Source organism: Thermococcus waiotapuensis, assembly GCF_055384795.1.
The window spans coordinates 857235-871663 of the sequence record NZ_AP042429.1; the positions used below are offsets into that span (position 1 = coordinate 857235).

16 protein-coding genes and 1 tRNA gene are annotated in these 14429 nt (G+C 52.0%); 4 read left to right on the forward strand and 13 right to left on the reverse strand.

The features are described 5' to 3' along the window. Positions 1-48 precede the first annotated feature (48 nt). The gene (locus tag ACZ47M_RS04810; RefSeq protein ID WP_315341064.1) at positions 49-1458 is read left to right on the forward strand and encodes a DEAD/DEAH box helicase; all 1410 of its coding nucleotides are present in this window, start codon (positions 49-51) and stop codon (positions 1456-1458) included. Here ACZ47M_RS04810 and truA read toward each other — a convergent pair. Beyond that, positions 1401-2210 (reverse strand): tRNA pseudouridine(38-40) synthase TruA, encoded by an 810-nt coding sequence (gene truA / locus ACZ47M_RS04815; RefSeq protein ID WP_315340645.1) that lies wholly within the window; start codon positions 2208-2210, stop codon positions 1401-1403. The genes ACZ47M_RS04810 and truA overlap by 58 nt on opposite strands. Positions 2211-2226: 16 nt before the next feature. Further along, positions 2227-2304, reverse strand: a tRNA-Pro gene (locus ACZ47M_RS04820). A gap of 74 nt (positions 2305-2378) precedes the next feature. Between ACZ47M_RS04820 and ACZ47M_RS04825 the strand changes: the two genes are divergently transcribed. Continuing rightward, complete coding sequence (locus ACZ47M_RS04825; protein WP_315341067.1) at positions 2379-3473, forward strand: glycosyltransferase; 1095 nt, start codon at positions 2379-2381, stop codon at positions 3471-3473. Between the two features lie 14 nt (positions 3474-3487). On the opposite strand, the gene ACZ47M_RS04830 is transcribed toward ACZ47M_RS04825, so the two are convergent. The 6 genes from ACZ47M_RS04830 to ACZ47M_RS04855 form a co-directional block, all read right to left on the reverse strand. After that, positions 3488-4195 carry an ATP-binding cassette domain-containing protein gene (locus tag ACZ47M_RS04830; RefSeq protein WP_315340648.1) on the reverse strand — a complete coding sequence of 236 codons (708 nt, stop codon included), beginning with the start codon at positions 4193-4195 and terminating at the stop codon, positions 3488-3490. A gap of 5 nt (positions 4196-4200) precedes the next feature. Continuing rightward, complete coding sequence (locus ACZ47M_RS04835; protein ID WP_315340650.1) at positions 4201-6261, reverse strand: hypothetical protein; 2061 nt, start codon at positions 6259-6261, stop codon at positions 4201-4203. Further along, positions 6262-6636 carry a hypothetical protein gene (locus ACZ47M_RS04840; protein WP_315340653.1) on the reverse strand — a complete coding sequence of 125 codons (375 nt, stop codon included), beginning with the start codon at positions 6634-6636 and terminating at the stop codon, positions 6262-6264. 5 nt (positions 6637-6641) lie between these two features. Then, positions 6642-7565, reverse strand: coding sequence for a hypothetical protein (locus tag ACZ47M_RS04845; protein ID WP_315340656.1), 924 nt, complete (start codon positions 7563-7565; stop codon positions 6642-6644). 20 nt (positions 7566-7585) lie between these two features. Then, entirely contained in the window at positions 7586-8389 is an 804-nt protein-coding gene (locus ACZ47M_RS04850; RefSeq protein WP_315340659.1) for a hypothetical protein, read from the reverse strand. Positions 8390-8705: 316 nt separating this feature from the next. Continuing rightward, positions 8706-8999 (reverse strand): MazG nucleotide pyrophosphohydrolase domain-containing protein, encoded by a 294-nt coding sequence (locus ACZ47M_RS04855; protein ID WP_315341068.1) that lies wholly within the window; start codon positions 8997-8999, stop codon positions 8706-8708. A gap of 93 nt (positions 9000-9092) precedes the next feature. Between ACZ47M_RS04855 and ACZ47M_RS04860 the strand changes: the two genes are divergently transcribed. Beyond that, positions 9093-9608 (forward strand): cob(I)yrinic acid a,c-diamide adenosyltransferase, encoded by a 516-nt coding sequence (locus ACZ47M_RS04860; RefSeq protein ID WP_315341070.1) that lies wholly within the window; start codon positions 9093-9095, stop codon positions 9606-9608. Between the two features lie 55 nt (positions 9609-9663). On the opposite strand, the gene ACZ47M_RS04865 is transcribed toward ACZ47M_RS04860, so the two are convergent. The 5 genes from ACZ47M_RS04865 to ACZ47M_RS04885 form a co-directional block, all read right to left on the reverse strand. After that, on the reverse strand, positions 9664-10878 hold the full coding sequence (locus ACZ47M_RS04865) for an MFS transporter (RefSeq protein WP_464883408.1): 1215 nt from the start codon (positions 10876-10878) through the stop codon (positions 9664-9666). 66 nt (positions 10879-10944) lie between these two features. Continuing rightward, the gene (locus ACZ47M_RS04870) at positions 10945-11526 is read right to left on the reverse strand and encodes a DUF4097 family beta strand repeat-containing protein (protein ID WP_315340665.1); all 582 of its coding nucleotides are present in this window, start codon (positions 11524-11526) and stop codon (positions 10945-10947) included. Beyond that, on the reverse strand, positions 11460-11609 hold the full coding sequence (locus tag ACZ47M_RS04875; RefSeq protein ID WP_315340668.1) for a hypothetical protein: 150 nt from the start codon (positions 11607-11609) through the stop codon (positions 11460-11462). The genes ACZ47M_RS04870 and ACZ47M_RS04875 overlap by 67 nt, the downstream gene beginning before the upstream one ends. Further along, on the reverse strand, positions 11609-12937 hold the full coding sequence (locus tag ACZ47M_RS04880; RefSeq protein ID WP_315340670.1) for a hypothetical protein: 1329 nt from the start codon (positions 12935-12937) through the stop codon (positions 11609-11611). Before ACZ47M_RS04880 ends, ACZ47M_RS04875 begins: the two co-directional genes overlap by 1 nt. Then, positions 12934-13344, reverse strand: coding sequence for an ArsR/SmtB family transcription factor (locus tag ACZ47M_RS04885; RefSeq protein ID WP_010478334.1), 411 nt, complete (start codon positions 13342-13344; stop codon positions 12934-12936). Before ACZ47M_RS04885 ends, ACZ47M_RS04880 begins: the two co-directional genes overlap by 4 nt. Before the next feature lie 182 nt (positions 13345-13526). Here ACZ47M_RS04885 and ACZ47M_RS04890 point away from each other — a divergent pair, with 182 nt between their 5' ends. Further along, positions 13527-14405: an AEC family transporter gene (locus tag ACZ47M_RS04890; protein ID WP_315340677.1), complete on the forward strand. Its 879-nt coding sequence runs from the start codon at positions 13527-13529 to the stop codon at positions 14403-14405. Positions 14406-14429: the final 24 nt, after the last annotated feature.

The window sequence follows — 14429 nt, forward strand, 5'->3', positions numbered from 1 at the left end:
TCCAAAAAGCCTATAAATTGTTTTCTCAAAATCTCCAGTTTGATAAACATGCCCGCGGTCACGCTCAAGATTCCAGATGGCTCAACGAAGGTGTACGTTCAGAAGGGGGAGCCCAGGGTATATTTCCAGATATACAACCTGCTCACCTACAAGAGAGATTTTGGGAAGTGGGAGAAGCCGGAGAGCCTCTACGATCCATACACCAACAGCTTTCCGGTCGGCCTGTTGCCCAGGGTGAGGGGTTTCCTGAAGGAAAAAGGATACGGCGTTCGCGTCAGGGACGAGCGGGAGATAAGGGGGGAAACTCTTAACTCCAGCTGGAATGAAAAATACGTCCTCAGAAAATACCAGGAAAGGGCCGTGAGGAAGGCCGTTAGGGAGAGGATGGGAGTTCTGGCCCTTCCGGTGGGGAGTGGTAAGACCGTGGTTGGGCTGGCAATAATACACCGTCTTAACCTGTCGGCCCTCATCGTTGTCCACACCAAAGAACTCCTTTACCAGTGGGCCGAAAAGGTGAATGACGTCCTCGGGATTGAGGCTGGCATTGTTGGGGATAACAACTGGAAAGAGGGAAAAATCACGGTGGCGATGATCCAGACCCTGCTCTCCAGGGGCCCGGAAAATCTCCAGAAAGATTATGGCGCAGTCCTATTCGACGAGTGCCACAGGACTTCTGCAGCTGAAAAATTCTACGAGCTCGGGCTTAAGCTGCCCCAGGTTTACCGCTTTGGTCTTTCGGCAACTCCCTGGAGACGTGTTAGGGGCGAGGAGATAAAGATAGAGGCCGTTGCCGGACCGACAATCTGCGAAGTTAAGGCCGAGGATCTAATCAGGGAGGGCTTTCTCGCAAAGCCCCGCTTCGAGGTGATAAGATACGAGTCCTCAATGCCATCTTTCAGCGAGGGGTATAAGGAGCTTTACGAGGACATGGTAATGAACAACCCCGCCAGAAACGAGGCGATAGTTAAGAAAGCTCTCGAGCTGGTGAAGAAGGGCCACAGGGTTTTAATAGACGTTAAAAGGCTCGAACACGGGAAAATACTCAAGGAAATGCTGGAAAAAGAGGGGGTACCGGCGGAGTTTCTAAGTTCGCAGAGCCCCAACCGGTGGGAAATCCTGGAGGCTTTTAAAGAGGGCAAGATCCCGGTTCTGGCCTCGACACTCCTGAAGGAGGGCGTTGATATACCGGAGATATCCGCCATAATCCTCGCCGGCGGTGGTAAAAGTGACATCATGACTATACAAACAATAGGAAGGGCGCTGAGGCCAAAGAAGGGCATGAAGGCTGTTATAGTTGATGTAGAGGACGATGACCCCCTTCTCTTCACGCACTTCATAGAGAGGCAGAAGGCCCTCAAGCAATACTATGGGGAATATTACGACAAAGAGTTAGAACGCGTTTACAGGGAAATAAGCCAGTCGCCGAAGAGGGCCGCTCGGACAAGGGCGGAGGAGTAACGGGAAAAAATCTCATTTCTGGCCTTTTTTAGGCCCTCTTCATCGGTCTCAAAGGTTATGCCCTCGTACTCAATTCTCCACAGAACGAGGTTCTCCGGGGGGGCCGGAGGGATTTTTTTATCAACTTCACCGGAGAGCATTCTTTCAACGTCCTCTCTCGAAAGAAGCCCAAGGCCGCAGTAAGAGATGGCGTTGACGATCCTCCTGACCATCTCCCAGAGGAAAGACTTGCCCGAAACTTCAACGATGTAATAACCCTGCCTCGGGATCACTTCAATTGACCTCACTTCTCTCACGGGATCCCGCCCCGGTTCAGGTCGGGCAAAGGCCGAAAAGTCGTGGGTTCCAATGAATGATCTAGCACATTTGACCATTTCCTCAAAGTCATGGCCCATATCGATCAGGTAGTACCTGTAAGTTTTTTCCTTGGCCCAGAACCGGGGGTGGAACTCGGCTGGAACTTCAGAAAACCCGACGACCCAGACGTCTTTTAGGTGATGGTTGAGAACCCTGGGGGTTGCCAGATGGGCCTTTTCCGGAACCGGGACAAAGGAAACAACGTTGAAAAATGCCGAAACTCCACTATCGGTTCTTGAGGCCCCTTTGAACTCAGAAGTAACGGGATCACGAATTATTCCGAGCTTTTGAAGAACGCGAATGACCTCCTCCTCGACAGTTCTAACCTCCGGCTGTCTTTGAAACCCGTAAAAAGCGGTGCCATCGTAGGCTATCCTGAGGGCCAGCTTTCCCATAGTCCCACCCAGAAGCTGGTGGGGCCGCCGGGATTTGAACCCGGGTCACGGGCTCCCAAAGCCCGCAGGATGGGCCAAGCTACCCCACGGCCCCGCGCCCGCGTTTAGGGACTGTGTAAAGCTTATAAACTTTGCGGGGATTCTGCTACGTTGTCGGGAGGGTTCAAAATGGACAGCGACGGATCAAACAAGCCGAAAGTTTCAATAATAATCCCAACCTATAACGAAAGGGAAAATCTTGAGGAACTCTTCGAGCGTATTTCAAACACCATGGAGAAAGCAGGCTATGATTACGAAATCATAATCGTCGATGACGATTCACCGGATAGAACATGGGAACACGCCGAAGAGCTCGGCAGAACACGGGGTTATCCTGTTAAGGTGGTCAGGAGGACGGATGAGAAGGGCCTGTCCTCTGCCGTCATCAGGGGCTTTAAAGAGGCAGAAGGAGACGTTTTCGTGGTGATGGACGCCGACCTTCAGCATCCCCCGGAGAAGATCCCCGAACTGGTGAGGGAAATTGAGAAAGGCGCCGACATAGCGATAGCGAGCCGCTATGTTCCTGGGGGGGCTGTTGAGAACTGGTACTGGTACAGAAAGCTCATATCCAGGGGAGCCATAATGATAGGCCGCGTTGCCCTCCCCAAGATAAGGCACGTCAAGGACCCGGTAAGCGGCTTCTTTGCCCTACGGAGAGAGGTCGTGGAAGGGGCCGAGCTAAACCCGGTAGGCTTCAAAATCCTGATGGAGATCCTCATAAAGGGGCGCTACAGCAGGGTCGTCGAAGTCCCCTTCACATTCGGCCTTAGAAAAGCCGGCGAGAGCAAGCTGAGCGGAAAAACCATAATAAACTACCTCAAGCACGTTTACAGGCTCATGAAGTGGGAAGGCGAGATAGACAGGATTGTGAAGTTCAGCATTGTAGGAACCGTGGGTATTGCCGTCAACGAGGGCTTTCTGTGGGTCTTCGTCTCCGGGCTGGGGATGAACGAGTATGTTGCCAATATCCCAGCCACGGAGCTCGCAATCCTCAACAACTTCTTCCTCAACGACCTCTGGACATTCAGGGACTTGAGAACCGCCCCCCTCTGGAAGAGGCTCTTTACCTTTCACATTGCATCACTGATGGGTGCGGTAGTTCAATGGCTCATTTACGCCCCGCTCGTTTACCTCCGCATAAACTATCTCGTGGCAAATCTTATTGGCATAGGTGCGTCCTTTATCGTCCGCTTTCTCTTCAGCAGAAGCGTTACGTGGGGATGATAAGGGAGAAGAACCTAGGCGTCGTCTTCTTTGGGACGACCATCCTTCAAAGATAGCGGGGCAGTCCCTTCAGGTTTTCTTACCACCCCACCGGTAACCTCCAAAATCCTATTGCTGACTTCAACCAGCCTCGGGTCGTGGGATGTCACTATCATGGGGACACTGCCTTTGAATGTGGAAAGGAGGTCTATGACCACCTTGGAGTTCTCGGCATCAAGCATCGACGTCGGCTCGTCAAGGAGGAGGAGCTCGGGTTCATCCGATAAAACCATCAGAAGCTCAGCTCTTTTGAGCTCCCCTCCGCTGAGCTGGTTGGGATGCTTGTTGAGCACGGCTTCAACGTTTAACTCCCTCGCGAGCTCCCTGACCCTGTTCTCGTCTACCTTCCTGCCCCTTCCCTTTGCGTAGAATATTATGTTCTCCCACACCGTGAGTTCGGGTATCATCTTCCCCTCCTGGGTCAGATAACCTATCCGCCTTCTGATTTCGAGTCCTGTCTTCCCGTCCCGCGGCTCCATTCCGAAAACTCTAACAGTTCCGTGCATGGGTTGAACGAGGCCGAGGATAACCCTGAGAAGCGTGGTTTTGCCGCTTCCAGATGGGCCCACTACAAGGATCGTCTCCCCCTCCCCGAGGGAGAAAGTTATTCCCCTTAAAGCCAAAACGCTTCCCGTGTAGGTTTCGTACTTCACAAAGACATCCTCAAACTCGACGACACCCACTTTGATCACCCCCATATGAGCACGTGAGGTGGTTTAAAGAGGAATTTAAGGGTGAGCTTTCCACTTTCAACCAGGAGTTTTCCTGAAGTGTACGTGAGGCCGATGTATGCATCGAGGAAAACCGCCAGGAACAGTGCTACCGCTATAGACATAACCGTTACCAGGCCGATTTTTAAAAACAGGAACTTGAGAAAGCTTCTCCGGACAGCAGTTAAGTCGCCTCCCCTGAGGGCCGAGTATCCCCTTACGGACTGGTATTTCCTCAAAGCGACGATGAAAATCAGGGAGATTGCGAGTAATCCCATGACACCAAAGCCCCGGCTTAACTTGTCCAGGTAGGCAGCCAAAAGACCGAGTGAGGTTACGTCACTGTACCCAACTACGGCACTGTAGTCATTATTCTTGAGGATGGCGTTAACTACCCTGTCGATGGATACAATCTTAGGAAGTAGGTACAGGCCCAAGGAATAAACCGAGAAAGTTAGAACGTACGAATATCCCTCCAGAGCCCTCAGGTAGTACCTCACGTCGAAAATCCGTTCCAAAAGCCGTATCAGATTGCCGCATGCCCTGTGAAAGAGGTAGCCTACGAAAATCCCCAGGATTGGGATTAAGGCCATGAGGAGGGAGAAAAGCAACATTAAAGCCTCGTATCCCCTGCTGAGGAGAACCAGTCCGTTCACCCTCATGTAACCGAGTATAAGAAAGGCCGCAAGGAATGCAGCTAAAGAAAGCATGGAGCCCCTGCCCAATCTCCAGGTGTCTCCCTTTCTGCCTACCAGCATGGCCAGATAGACGAGCCCGACAACGCCAACGAATGTGATAGGGGATAAGGAGTAGTCTGAAAGTACGATGAGAAAAGTGTAGGCAGCGGTTGAGGCCAATCCGGCCATCAGGAAAATAAAGAACTCCTGAAAAACTTTCACGTTCCTCTGTATCCCTCTAAGCTCAAGAACCTCAAGGTCATTGCGCAGGTCTCTGAACACCGTAGAGGAGGAGTACAAAACTAAGAGGAAGAGGGGGAGGTAGATAACAACAAGAAGCCCTGCGTACTTCCCAAAGAACCTTACAGTTTGCGTTCCTGCGTCCTTTACCAGGTCAACTATGTCGGCCTGGCTTAGGGAGACGCCAAACGAAACCAATCTAATGCCCTGGTTCCGGTTGATTACCCTTATCAGGTATTCCTCGTCACGTTTTGGGTCGATCCAGGTTCCGTTGAAGTACACCAAATGGGAACCGTTGATGCTGTTCATGATGTAAAATTTAACCCCCTCGTTTCCGTATTTCATAGTATAGAAATTGGTGACACCTGCAACCATACTCCGGGGCAGTTTTGAGGTTACGAAGCTCTCGATTACGTAGGGGTCTCTGACGGGGTTTTTGATATTGAGTGCCACGTACAGGTTCACCTTAAGCCCGGACGAGTCCAAGAGATCACGGTTTAACCATCTGAAGTATTCGGCAAGCGTTTTATTTGTAAGAGGTGCCGCGACTTGAACGTACTCAACGTTGGATAAGTGGTCGAGGGGGTATTCCATAAAAACCCCATATGCTTTAACAAGGGAGGCGTTCTCACTAAAGAAATATGCTGAGACAGCCTCTGGAGTTAAATCCTCTGACAGGTTGTAGCTCAGGAGGATAAAGTTATTTCCCGGCGGGTCAAATCTGAATCCAAACTCTTCAACGTCCCCGATATCCCTGAAGAAATATGCCTGGAAGTACACAGTATGGCCTTTAATCTGGAGGGGTTTTATGTAAGCAACGGGAAGGGCCACGAGAAAACCGGTGCTCAGGTTCTCCTTTGTGAGTTCTTTTTCGAGTGCTTCCATAACATTCACGGCCTCAAAATGCACAGCGGAGGGAGTGAGGTTCCTCTCAAAATCAAAGCCCAATGAGTAAACGGCCTGCGGGCGGTAGTGGGTAAACGCGTACTCCACGTTCTCATCAACGAGTTGACCCACTTGCCCCACGATGCCGAAGATCATGAGGGAGACCGTAAAGGACATCAATATGAGAAGGAAGAAGCTCATCCTCCTGACCATGATTTTGATCAAGTGCTCCAGCATTTACATCCCATCCTTCAGGTGGTACGCTGTTATGATACCTGCCACGTAGAAAACGGAGTGCTGAACCAGGAGCCTCCACGTTATAACCGTCTCAACGCCGCTTAAGACTCCAACCGAAAGCAGTCTAAGGAGTGTGAATATAAAGGCCAAACCAGCCATGCTCTTCCTGTTGAAGCTATTTATGATACCAAAGATGTAAAGACCCAAAACCAGAATTTCAAGGGCTTTAAGACCCCAGTACACTGGGGACAGGACGTTCAAAATAAGCTTCCTCTGGGCCGGTCCCATAAGGTAAAAGCCTATGAGGGATATTAAGTCCCCTATTAAAACCAGGAGAAAGAAGACCAGGAACAGTAGCTTTATCCATCTGTCCATCGCTATCACCCAATGAACTGCTCGGGCTTTACGAGCTGATACCAGGCCCAGAAAACCCTGAGGTAGTGGTCATCAACAGCGGCCTTGTTCTGTGACAAAACGTATTCCTCACGCCATAACTCGGAAAGATAGACTATAGATGGCCTAAACAGCGCCTTAGCGTACGGGTTCTCGTCCAGTTCTCCGAGGAGCGTCTTCAGCAGGTTGTAGCTTTTTTCTGGGTCGTAACCGTTCAGGAATGAATCCAAAAGAGTGCTGTTTTGGGACAATATGTAAACAAAATGCTGGAGTGCGAAGCGGGTTTCCACGGGCCATTCACCGCTAAAGGGTATCCCATAAGTCCTGCTTACCTCCCTCTCAAGGTGCGAGCTGAGGTTTGAAAGCTTTTCATAGGAGAAGGAGGGCTCACCGTAAACCTCCACTGCCCTCTTCTTAAAAGAATCAAAGTTCGTTAACCTACCCTCGAGTATGCATATCTCACCCAAGTCCCGCCGCAACTGCTCCTCCCCCTCTGAGGAGAGGGAGGAAATACCAAATCCAAGGTCCCCCAGGAGAAGAACCCCCACTACGCTTCTCTCTGAGACCTCACGCTTTGAGAGGTTTTTATACATGGAGACGAGGTTATTAACCTTTTCCTTTAAGAGGGTGGCATTCTTAGTTAAGGTGCAGTTGTATGTCTCCTGATTCAACCCGTCCCAGAGGTACTCCCCGTAGAGGGCACTTTCCATCAAGTAATAGGTTGAGTAATTTCTGATTATATCGCCAAACAGCTCTGCGTATTTGGAAGGACTGGGGGATTGGTAAAAGTCGGGAGGTGATTGGCTAACCTGGTGATCCGGTTCAGGTTTAATCACGTTGAAGGCTATGTAACCTACAGCTAAAGCTAAAAGGAAGAGGATAAAGAGGGAAGCACCTTTCTTTGCATCCACCATGACCCCTCCTTATGGTACTAGCTCAACAATGGTACTAGCTCAACCCTAACATTTACTATTGGGAGCATTATTGCATTGTCTGTTGTAACGGGTACGTACACTGGAGTGTCCATACCGGGGCTATAATAAATGTAGCCCGCTTCCACTGTATACTTAGCATCAAAGTTTATCCAATCACTGTAGCCAGTGTCGTGGGAGTTTGCCCAGTTCAGAGCTCCAGTTAAAGTTAGCTGATCCTTAATAATCCCGTATTTTGCATCATAATACTCATTCCAGAGTATTTTTCCCGTTCTTAGATTCACTGTTAATTTGTTGGTACCAAGTCCACTGATAACATCTGAGTTAGGGCCTATTACGTCAAAGATCCAAGAACCTCCGATGGGAGAACCGGCTAATGATAAAACGGCATCGAATGCAGCTTTGAGCATACTGTCAAGGGCATCGTATGGTACGTTAGAACCACTTAAGTATCTGTATGCAACTGCGTAGGAGATAAACCACTGTGGATCTGCACTTCCGGAATAGTAATCTTCATAAGTCTTCACCTGAACCTCTCCCCAGTAATAGGTGCAGAAAATCCACCAACAGGATTGCCAAGAGTCTCCGTCCTCTTTCTTAAATGATGAAACCCTCCAAGTGTACGGGTTCCATGGTGCGGTCTTCTGTACCTTGAAAACGATATCTCCAAAGTATCCCTCTGCATCTGGAGAACCCTGAACGGCATAGAACTTTCCGAGGGTATGGCCATTGTATGTATAGGTGTTCCAGTATCTGTCCTGCATTACCCAGTTTTCTCCACTTGCACTCACTGTCTCTATCATTCCAGAGAGGAGGAACAAAGTCACGAATAGGGTTTCTAACTTTCGCATCTACATTCCCCCTACTCGTTGCCCCAGTATACGGGGCAAAATTATTTAGACTTCCTAGTTTAAATAGTTTTTTGTACACGAGATTGTCAACTGGTTGAAACCTCTTTCAGTTTGGATGATTGAATGGAAGAGATTACCCTCTTTGCTTAAGAATAACCCGTTTATGCAAAAAATGGACAAGATAGGAGAGAGCTTGAAGACTTCATAAGGATAGAACGCCCGGGAAGAGGGCAAGGAAGAGCTCGGGCTTTGAGGTAAATTCTTGGTTCTAAAACTTCTCCTCACATTCGCAGGGGTTCTTCCCGCAGTAGGGGCAGACTCCCGGGTACTTCTTCTTCGCCGCCTCCTCCAGGTTTATCCCAAGGAGATTCGCCAGGCTGGCAAGCCAGGCTAAGACGTCTGCAAATTCCTCCTCCATGGCTTCTCTATCGCGCTTCCTTATCGCCTCGCTCAGTTCCCCGACCTCCTCAACGAACCAGAGGAAGGTCTTCTCAACACCCCGCCTGGAGTCCTTGTGGAGGTAAATCTCTTTGATCATTTTCTGGAACTCCTTTATTTCCACCCTCCTCACCGGCCTAAGAGAGGATCGCCGAGTATAAAAACCCATTCCCAAAAGCCAATAAAGGCCGGAGGAGGAAACATGGGGGTGATCAAAATGTCCATCACCACGAAAACCGGGGACAGGGGCTTGACCGGCCTTTTCACCGGCGACCGCGTCGTGAAGTACTCGCCGATAATGGAAGCCAACGGGACGATAGACGAGCTCGACAGCTTTTTAGGGGAGGCCAAGCACTATCTGCCAGGGGAGATGGCAGAGATACTGGAGAGGATACAGGTTCAGCTCTATGACATTATGGCGGAGCTCGCCAGCAAGGGGAAGTACGCGAAGGTCGGGGAGGAAGAAGTCAGGTGGCTCGAAGGGCTTATCGATAAGTACGAAGGGGAGGTTCAGCTGAAGGGGTTCGTTCTGCCTGGCTCAACGATGGCGAGCGCAAAGCTTGACGTGTGCAGGACCATAGCGCGGAGGGCCGAGAGAAAAGTTGCAAAGCTCCTCCTCGACTACGGCCTCGGAAGCAACGCCCTCGTTTACCTCAACAGGCTCAGCGACCTGCTCTTCATAATGGCTAGAGTAATAGAGAAGAGGGAGGGAAAGCTGAAAGAGGTCAGGTGACCTTTTAATCCCGCGCTTCAGGCAATCCCCTGCTCTAATCCGATTGCCTCAGCCTCTATGTGCCCCTCAAGGAGGCCGCCGTAGCAGAAGTAGTAGTAGGCGGTAACAGCAATCCCAGGAATCCAGAAACGGCAAAAAGAGCCCATGTCGGGACGTAGTCAAGGGCAGAGCCGACGAGTGCCATGCTTAGCGGGATCGTCATGCCCATTGTGAGGTCGAAGACGGAGAAAATCCTCCCTCTCAGCTCGCTGGGTATTGCCCTCTGGAGCTTTGTAACTATCGGGACGTTCACCAGGGCGTTGAAGAAGCCGTCGACGGCGTTGAGGCCCATGAAGATGACGAAGAGTGTGAAGGCACTCATGCTGAGGAGGGGCGATATGAGGATGGCCAACATGAGGACGGTGCCTAACTGCACAAAAAGCGCGCGGAAGAGCATGCTCTCAGCCCTACTGCCGAGTCTCGCCATTATCGCGACGTTCCCCAGGAGCATGCCCGCCATGAACGCCGTCTGGAGGAAGCCGAACCACTGGCTCGAAAAGGCCAGCTCCACCCTGTAAACGTAGGGGAGGGCCACGGCGAAAACCGGGTTGAAGAGGAAGTTTATGAAGAGGGCGTAGCTGAGTATAACGGCCAGGTATTTGCTCGAGCGGAGGAAGGCGATGCCCTCTTTTATGTCGCCGATAACCTCTCCGGGGGACTCTATTTTCCTGGAAGTCCACTCGTAGTGGATGAGAACCTCGAACAGGCCCGAGCCAAAGAAGCTGACCGCGTTTATGAGTATCGCGAGCTTTACTCCGCCAAAGGCGTAGATGATTCCACCGAGGGCAGGGCCGACTATCCTCGCTATCACATCAAAGCTCTGGAGGAGTGAGTTCGCGATGGTGAGCTCTTCTTCCTTCACGAGGTCAGGGTACATGGCTTCTGTAGCCGCGCCAAAGAAAGTCCCCATGATGCTCGTGGCAACCTGGACGACGAGGAGCTCACCGATGCTGAGCAGGTCAAAGGCAATGACCGCGAAGAGGAGAACTCCCCTGGCTATGTCCAGCCACACCATGAGGTTCTTCCTGTTGTAGCGGTCGCCTATTACACCCGCTATCGGCGAGAGCAGTGCCCTTGGCAGTATCTCGGCTATGATGAAAAGGCTCATTATGGAGCCGCTCTTTGTCTGGTCGAGCACGTAGAGGGGCAAAGCAACGTCCTGCACCGCCCAGCCGAGCTGTGACACAAAGCGGCCCACCTCGAAGAGCCAGAAGTTTCTGTTGAGGCCCATGTTCTCCCCCGCGTTTATGCGGTTAGCTAATTCAATAATCACATAATTATGCAAAAATTGAAAAACTCAGACAAGTTCTACCCTCACGCTCCCATTGACAGTACTGACTCTGACCTCATAGTTACCGGTTCCGATAACGGGGTTCTCCGGGTCGATGCCGGCGAAGTGAACTCCGCCGTTTACAGCCTTTGCCGCTATTCTCGCATCGCAGAAGTCTGTAAGGCGGAGTGTTACGCCCCCGTTGACGGTGCTGACCTCGACCTCACCCTCAAGGTCGTCCAGCGTTATCTCAACCTTCCCGTTGACGGTTGAGGCTTTGAGGGGGCCTGCGACCTTCAGGTGGGCCCTTATCCTGCCGTTCACGCTGGAGAGCTTCTCCGCCCCGCAGTTCTCAAGGCTGACCCGTCCGTTAACCGTCGTTACTTCCCCAAAGCGCACGCCTTTGGCTATAATCTCGCCGTTCACGTTCTTGGCGCTTACAATAGCAACGTTGGGCACCTTCAGGTTTATCTCTGCCCATCCCTCCGGGGATTTGGAGAATACCCCGAGAACCTTCCTGGCTTTGGGCTTTTCCTCGATGATTAGCCTCTCCCCGCTCTGCTCGATCTCCACTTCAACCTCGCCGTGCCTGGTATAGCCAACTTCCACTTCTCCGCCCAGCCCTCGATGCTCAGCCTTTCGTTCACGGCCTTTATCTCGATTTCCTTCACGTTTTCAAAGATCATCTCCATCACCCGAGGTATGCCATCAGCTGCTCAATCAGCTCCTTAACGCGCGCGTTGAGAGCAGCCCTGTCCACGCCGAAGCCCTCGATTAGTTCGGCGCTCTGCTCCTCAACTATCTCCTTCGCCCGCTCCATGACCCTCTGGCAGGCCTCCTGGCTCTCTATCGTGTAGCTCTTGCCGCCGACCCTTATCTTGACCTTCCCGTCCGAGGCTGTGATAACCGTGTCCTCTATCCTGAGCTTTGCCCCCTTCTTCCCAACCGTTATCGAGAGCTCACCCGCTTTTAGGGAGACGTAGTCACCCGAAAGCCTCAGCGCCTCTTCCCCGCTCCTGTAAGTGACCGACTCCCCAACCACCTCGATGCTGTATTCTTCCGTCTCTATAGCAAGCCTGTCGCCGGCCTTGGTGAGCTGGAAGCCGTTTCCAAGCTCTCTTATCGTCACCATGTCCTCGGGAGGGCTCACAGGTTTGCCCTCGTGAACACTTACCGGGCCGACCTTCACCCTCTCGCCGTGGGGTGTCTCAACGACCTCGATGAAGGGCAGCTTGACGTACTGGAAGCCGTCCCCCTCGTAGACCTTGATAACGCCGAGGTCTACAATCTTTGCGCGTTCCTTGCCCCTGTAGAGCCTGTCGGGGTCGAGCATGGCCTGAACCCTCTCGACGAAGGCATGGTCTGCCTCCTCCTTTGCACCGCCGAGCTTCCTTGATGTCCAGACTACAACAGGGGGAGAGAGAAGCTTCCTGACCTTGCCCAGCGGTGTCCCGGCTTCAACCTCGACTTCTCTGTCAATCACCCAGCCGACTGTCTTTCTTCCAGCCCTGACGGGGTAGGCCTTCCCGCTCCCGCTCAGCCTGACGTCTCCAAAGTCGGCCCCGCTGAATGAATAGGCTTTCTTTTCAACGGTGAACCACTTCGAGCTAGAGCTCCTGAACGGGGTGCTCCCCACGAGAAGGCCAGCTATTGAGAGCACGATGAAATAAGCAAAGGCAGTCCCCGCAGTGAGGAAAGCTTTCTCACCGCTCAGGCTCTCCGGCAGTCCTATCCACCTGCTCCCGACGAAGAGCAGGACCGAGACCCAGAGGAAAGCCTTGGCTAAGGCGAAGATAACTCCAGACAAGCTAACTCCGAGCCACTTCCCGACACTTAGAAGTTCGCAGGCGAAGATAAGGCCTATTATGGCCCAGACTATGTACTCCAGATAGGCCTCAAGCCTGAGAGGCCCCCTGAATATCCAGAAGAGTATCAGGAGGGCAGTCACCTTTTTCAGGAAATCGGCCACCCTAAACCTCAGACCTTCCTCGGGATAACCATAAACCCACGGGTTGCTCATTCTTCCACCTCCTCAAGGGCAGTGATTATCTCAAGCAGGCGCAAAAACAAACGCCCGTTGGGCGAGATCTCGTACCCTTTACCCCTTTTCACCATCCCTGTCTTCGTGAGGAGCTTCAGGTGGTGGGAAACCGTCGGGCTTTCGACGCCGAGGGCTTCCTTTATCTCCTTGAAGCCCATTGGATTTTCGGAGAGCATCTTGAGTATCCTTATCCTGTCATGGTTTGCGAGGGCCTTGAGGGTCTTTGCGGCTTTCTCCTCGTCGAGTTCCGGGAGCTTTCCCCCCTCAAGCTTCCTCCGCAGGCGGGCCTTTATGGAGAGCATGACCTCGTCTACTGGATCTATGTTCTCCTCGAGCACCTCCAGCCTCTTCTTCAGCTCCTCGAGCTGAGCTTTGAGGTCCTCCATGCTACCACCAGGTACAGATTTTTATAGTACATTTTTCTGTACTAAACTTGGGCTGTGGGTATATATAAGTTTATCGGCTTGGCATCAGGGGGCTCACAGGGAAAAACCTCTAACCACTCCGATGCATTGGCTGACTGAACCCACTCGACACCCTTTTAAACGGTGAGACCGTTGGTTAAACCATGAACATCGTCGAGATGCTCGCCCTCATAGCGCTCGGCTACATTCTAAGGCTCACCCTAAAGGACGAAAGGCCCTTCAACTGGCTGCGCTTTATCACCAATGACATTCTTTTGGCTTTCTTCGTCTTTGGCAACGTGGCGAGCAAGGATCTGGCTTACCTGCTCAGCATAAAGACCGTTTTCCTCTACGTCTTCATCATAATCGCCATAAGCCTGGGCTTCTCCTACCTCTACGGGAGGTTTGTCCTCAAAAACAACCCCTGGGCCGGGGCTTTAATGGTTCTCTCGGTTTACCCGAACACCGCGGCGCTTGGCTTTCCCATAGCGGGCCTCTTCTTGAGCGACATAACGCCTGCTATCCTCTACTCAACCACGAACTCGATGATCGTAATCCCCATAGTGACGTTCATAGCGGCCCACTACTCGAGCGGCGGCGCGAGCGTTAGGGAGAGCTTTCTCAGGGCTTTAAAGTTCCCGCCGACGCTTGCAAACCTCCTCGCGCTTGGCCTCGTCATTTTGGGAATCAAACTGCCAGGCTGGTTCATTGGACCTGTTGGAACCCTCGGCTGGTGGAGCATCCCGCTTCTCCTGGTTTACTTCGGCTCGCGGATAAGCCTCAGCAGGCTCGAGTGGAGAAAGCTCCTCGAGGTCGGAACCTTCAGGATTGCGATTCCTTTCATCTTCGTCTTCCTGACCCTCCGCTGGGCAAGCAGGGAGGTATTCTACTCGGTTTTGGTGGAGGCCAGCATGCCGCCTGCCATAGCGGCCAACGCCATTTTAGCCCAATACAAACTGAAGGCCGAGGAAGCGATAAGCGCCACTTTCGTGCTCACTCTCCTAGTCATCGCGCTTTTCATATCGCTGAAGGCCCTACTCTGACCGATGCCTTTTTAGCTCCCCGAG

Bases quoted from the DNA above. Each gene is read 5' to 3' on its own strand.
- ACZ47M_RS04810 (WP_315341064.1), top strand. From the start codon at position 49: ATGCCCGCGGTCACGCTCAAGATTCCAGATGGCTCAACGAAGGTGTAC.
- truA (WP_315340645.1), bottom strand. From the start codon at position 2,210: ATGGGAAAGCTGGCCCTCAGGATAGCCTACGATGGCACCGCTTTTTAC.
- ACZ47M_RS04825 (WP_315341067.1), top strand. From the start codon at position 2,379: ATGGACAGCGACGGATCAAACAAGCCGAAAGTTTCAATAATAATCCCA.
- ACZ47M_RS04835 (WP_315340650.1), bottom strand. From the start codon at position 6,261: ATGCTGGAGCACTTGATCAAAATCATGGTCAGGAGGATGAGCTTCTTC.
- ACZ47M_RS04840 (WP_315340653.1), bottom strand. From the start codon at position 6,636: ATGGACAGATGGATAAAGCTACTGTTCCTGGTCTTCTTTCTCCTGGTT.
- ACZ47M_RS04850 (WP_315340659.1), bottom strand. From the start codon at position 8,389: ATGATAGAGACAGTGAGTGCAAGTGGAGAAAACTGGGTAATGCAGGAC.
- ACZ47M_RS04860 (WP_315341070.1), top strand. From the start codon at position 9,093: ATGTCCATCACCACGAAAACCGGGGACAGGGGCTTGACCGGCCTTTTC.
- ACZ47M_RS04865 (WP_464883408.1), bottom strand. From the start codon at position 10,878: ATGGGCCTCAACAGAAACTTCTGGCTCTTCGAGGTGGGCCGCTTTGTG.
- ACZ47M_RS04875 (WP_315340668.1), bottom strand. From the start codon at position 11,609: ATGGAGATGATCTTTGAAAACGTGAAGGAAATCGAGATAAAGGCCGTG.
- ACZ47M_RS04880 (WP_315340670.1), bottom strand. From the start codon at position 12,937: ATGAGCAACCCGTGGGTTTATGGTTATCCCGAGGAAGGTCTGAGGTTT.
- ACZ47M_RS04885 (WP_010478334.1), bottom strand. From the start codon at position 13,344: ATGGAGGACCTCAAAGCTCAGCTCGAGGAGCTGAAGAAGAGGCTGGAG.
- ACZ47M_RS04890 (WP_315340677.1), top strand. From the start codon at position 13,527: ATGAACATCGTCGAGATGCTCGCCCTCATAGCGCTCGGCTACATTCTA.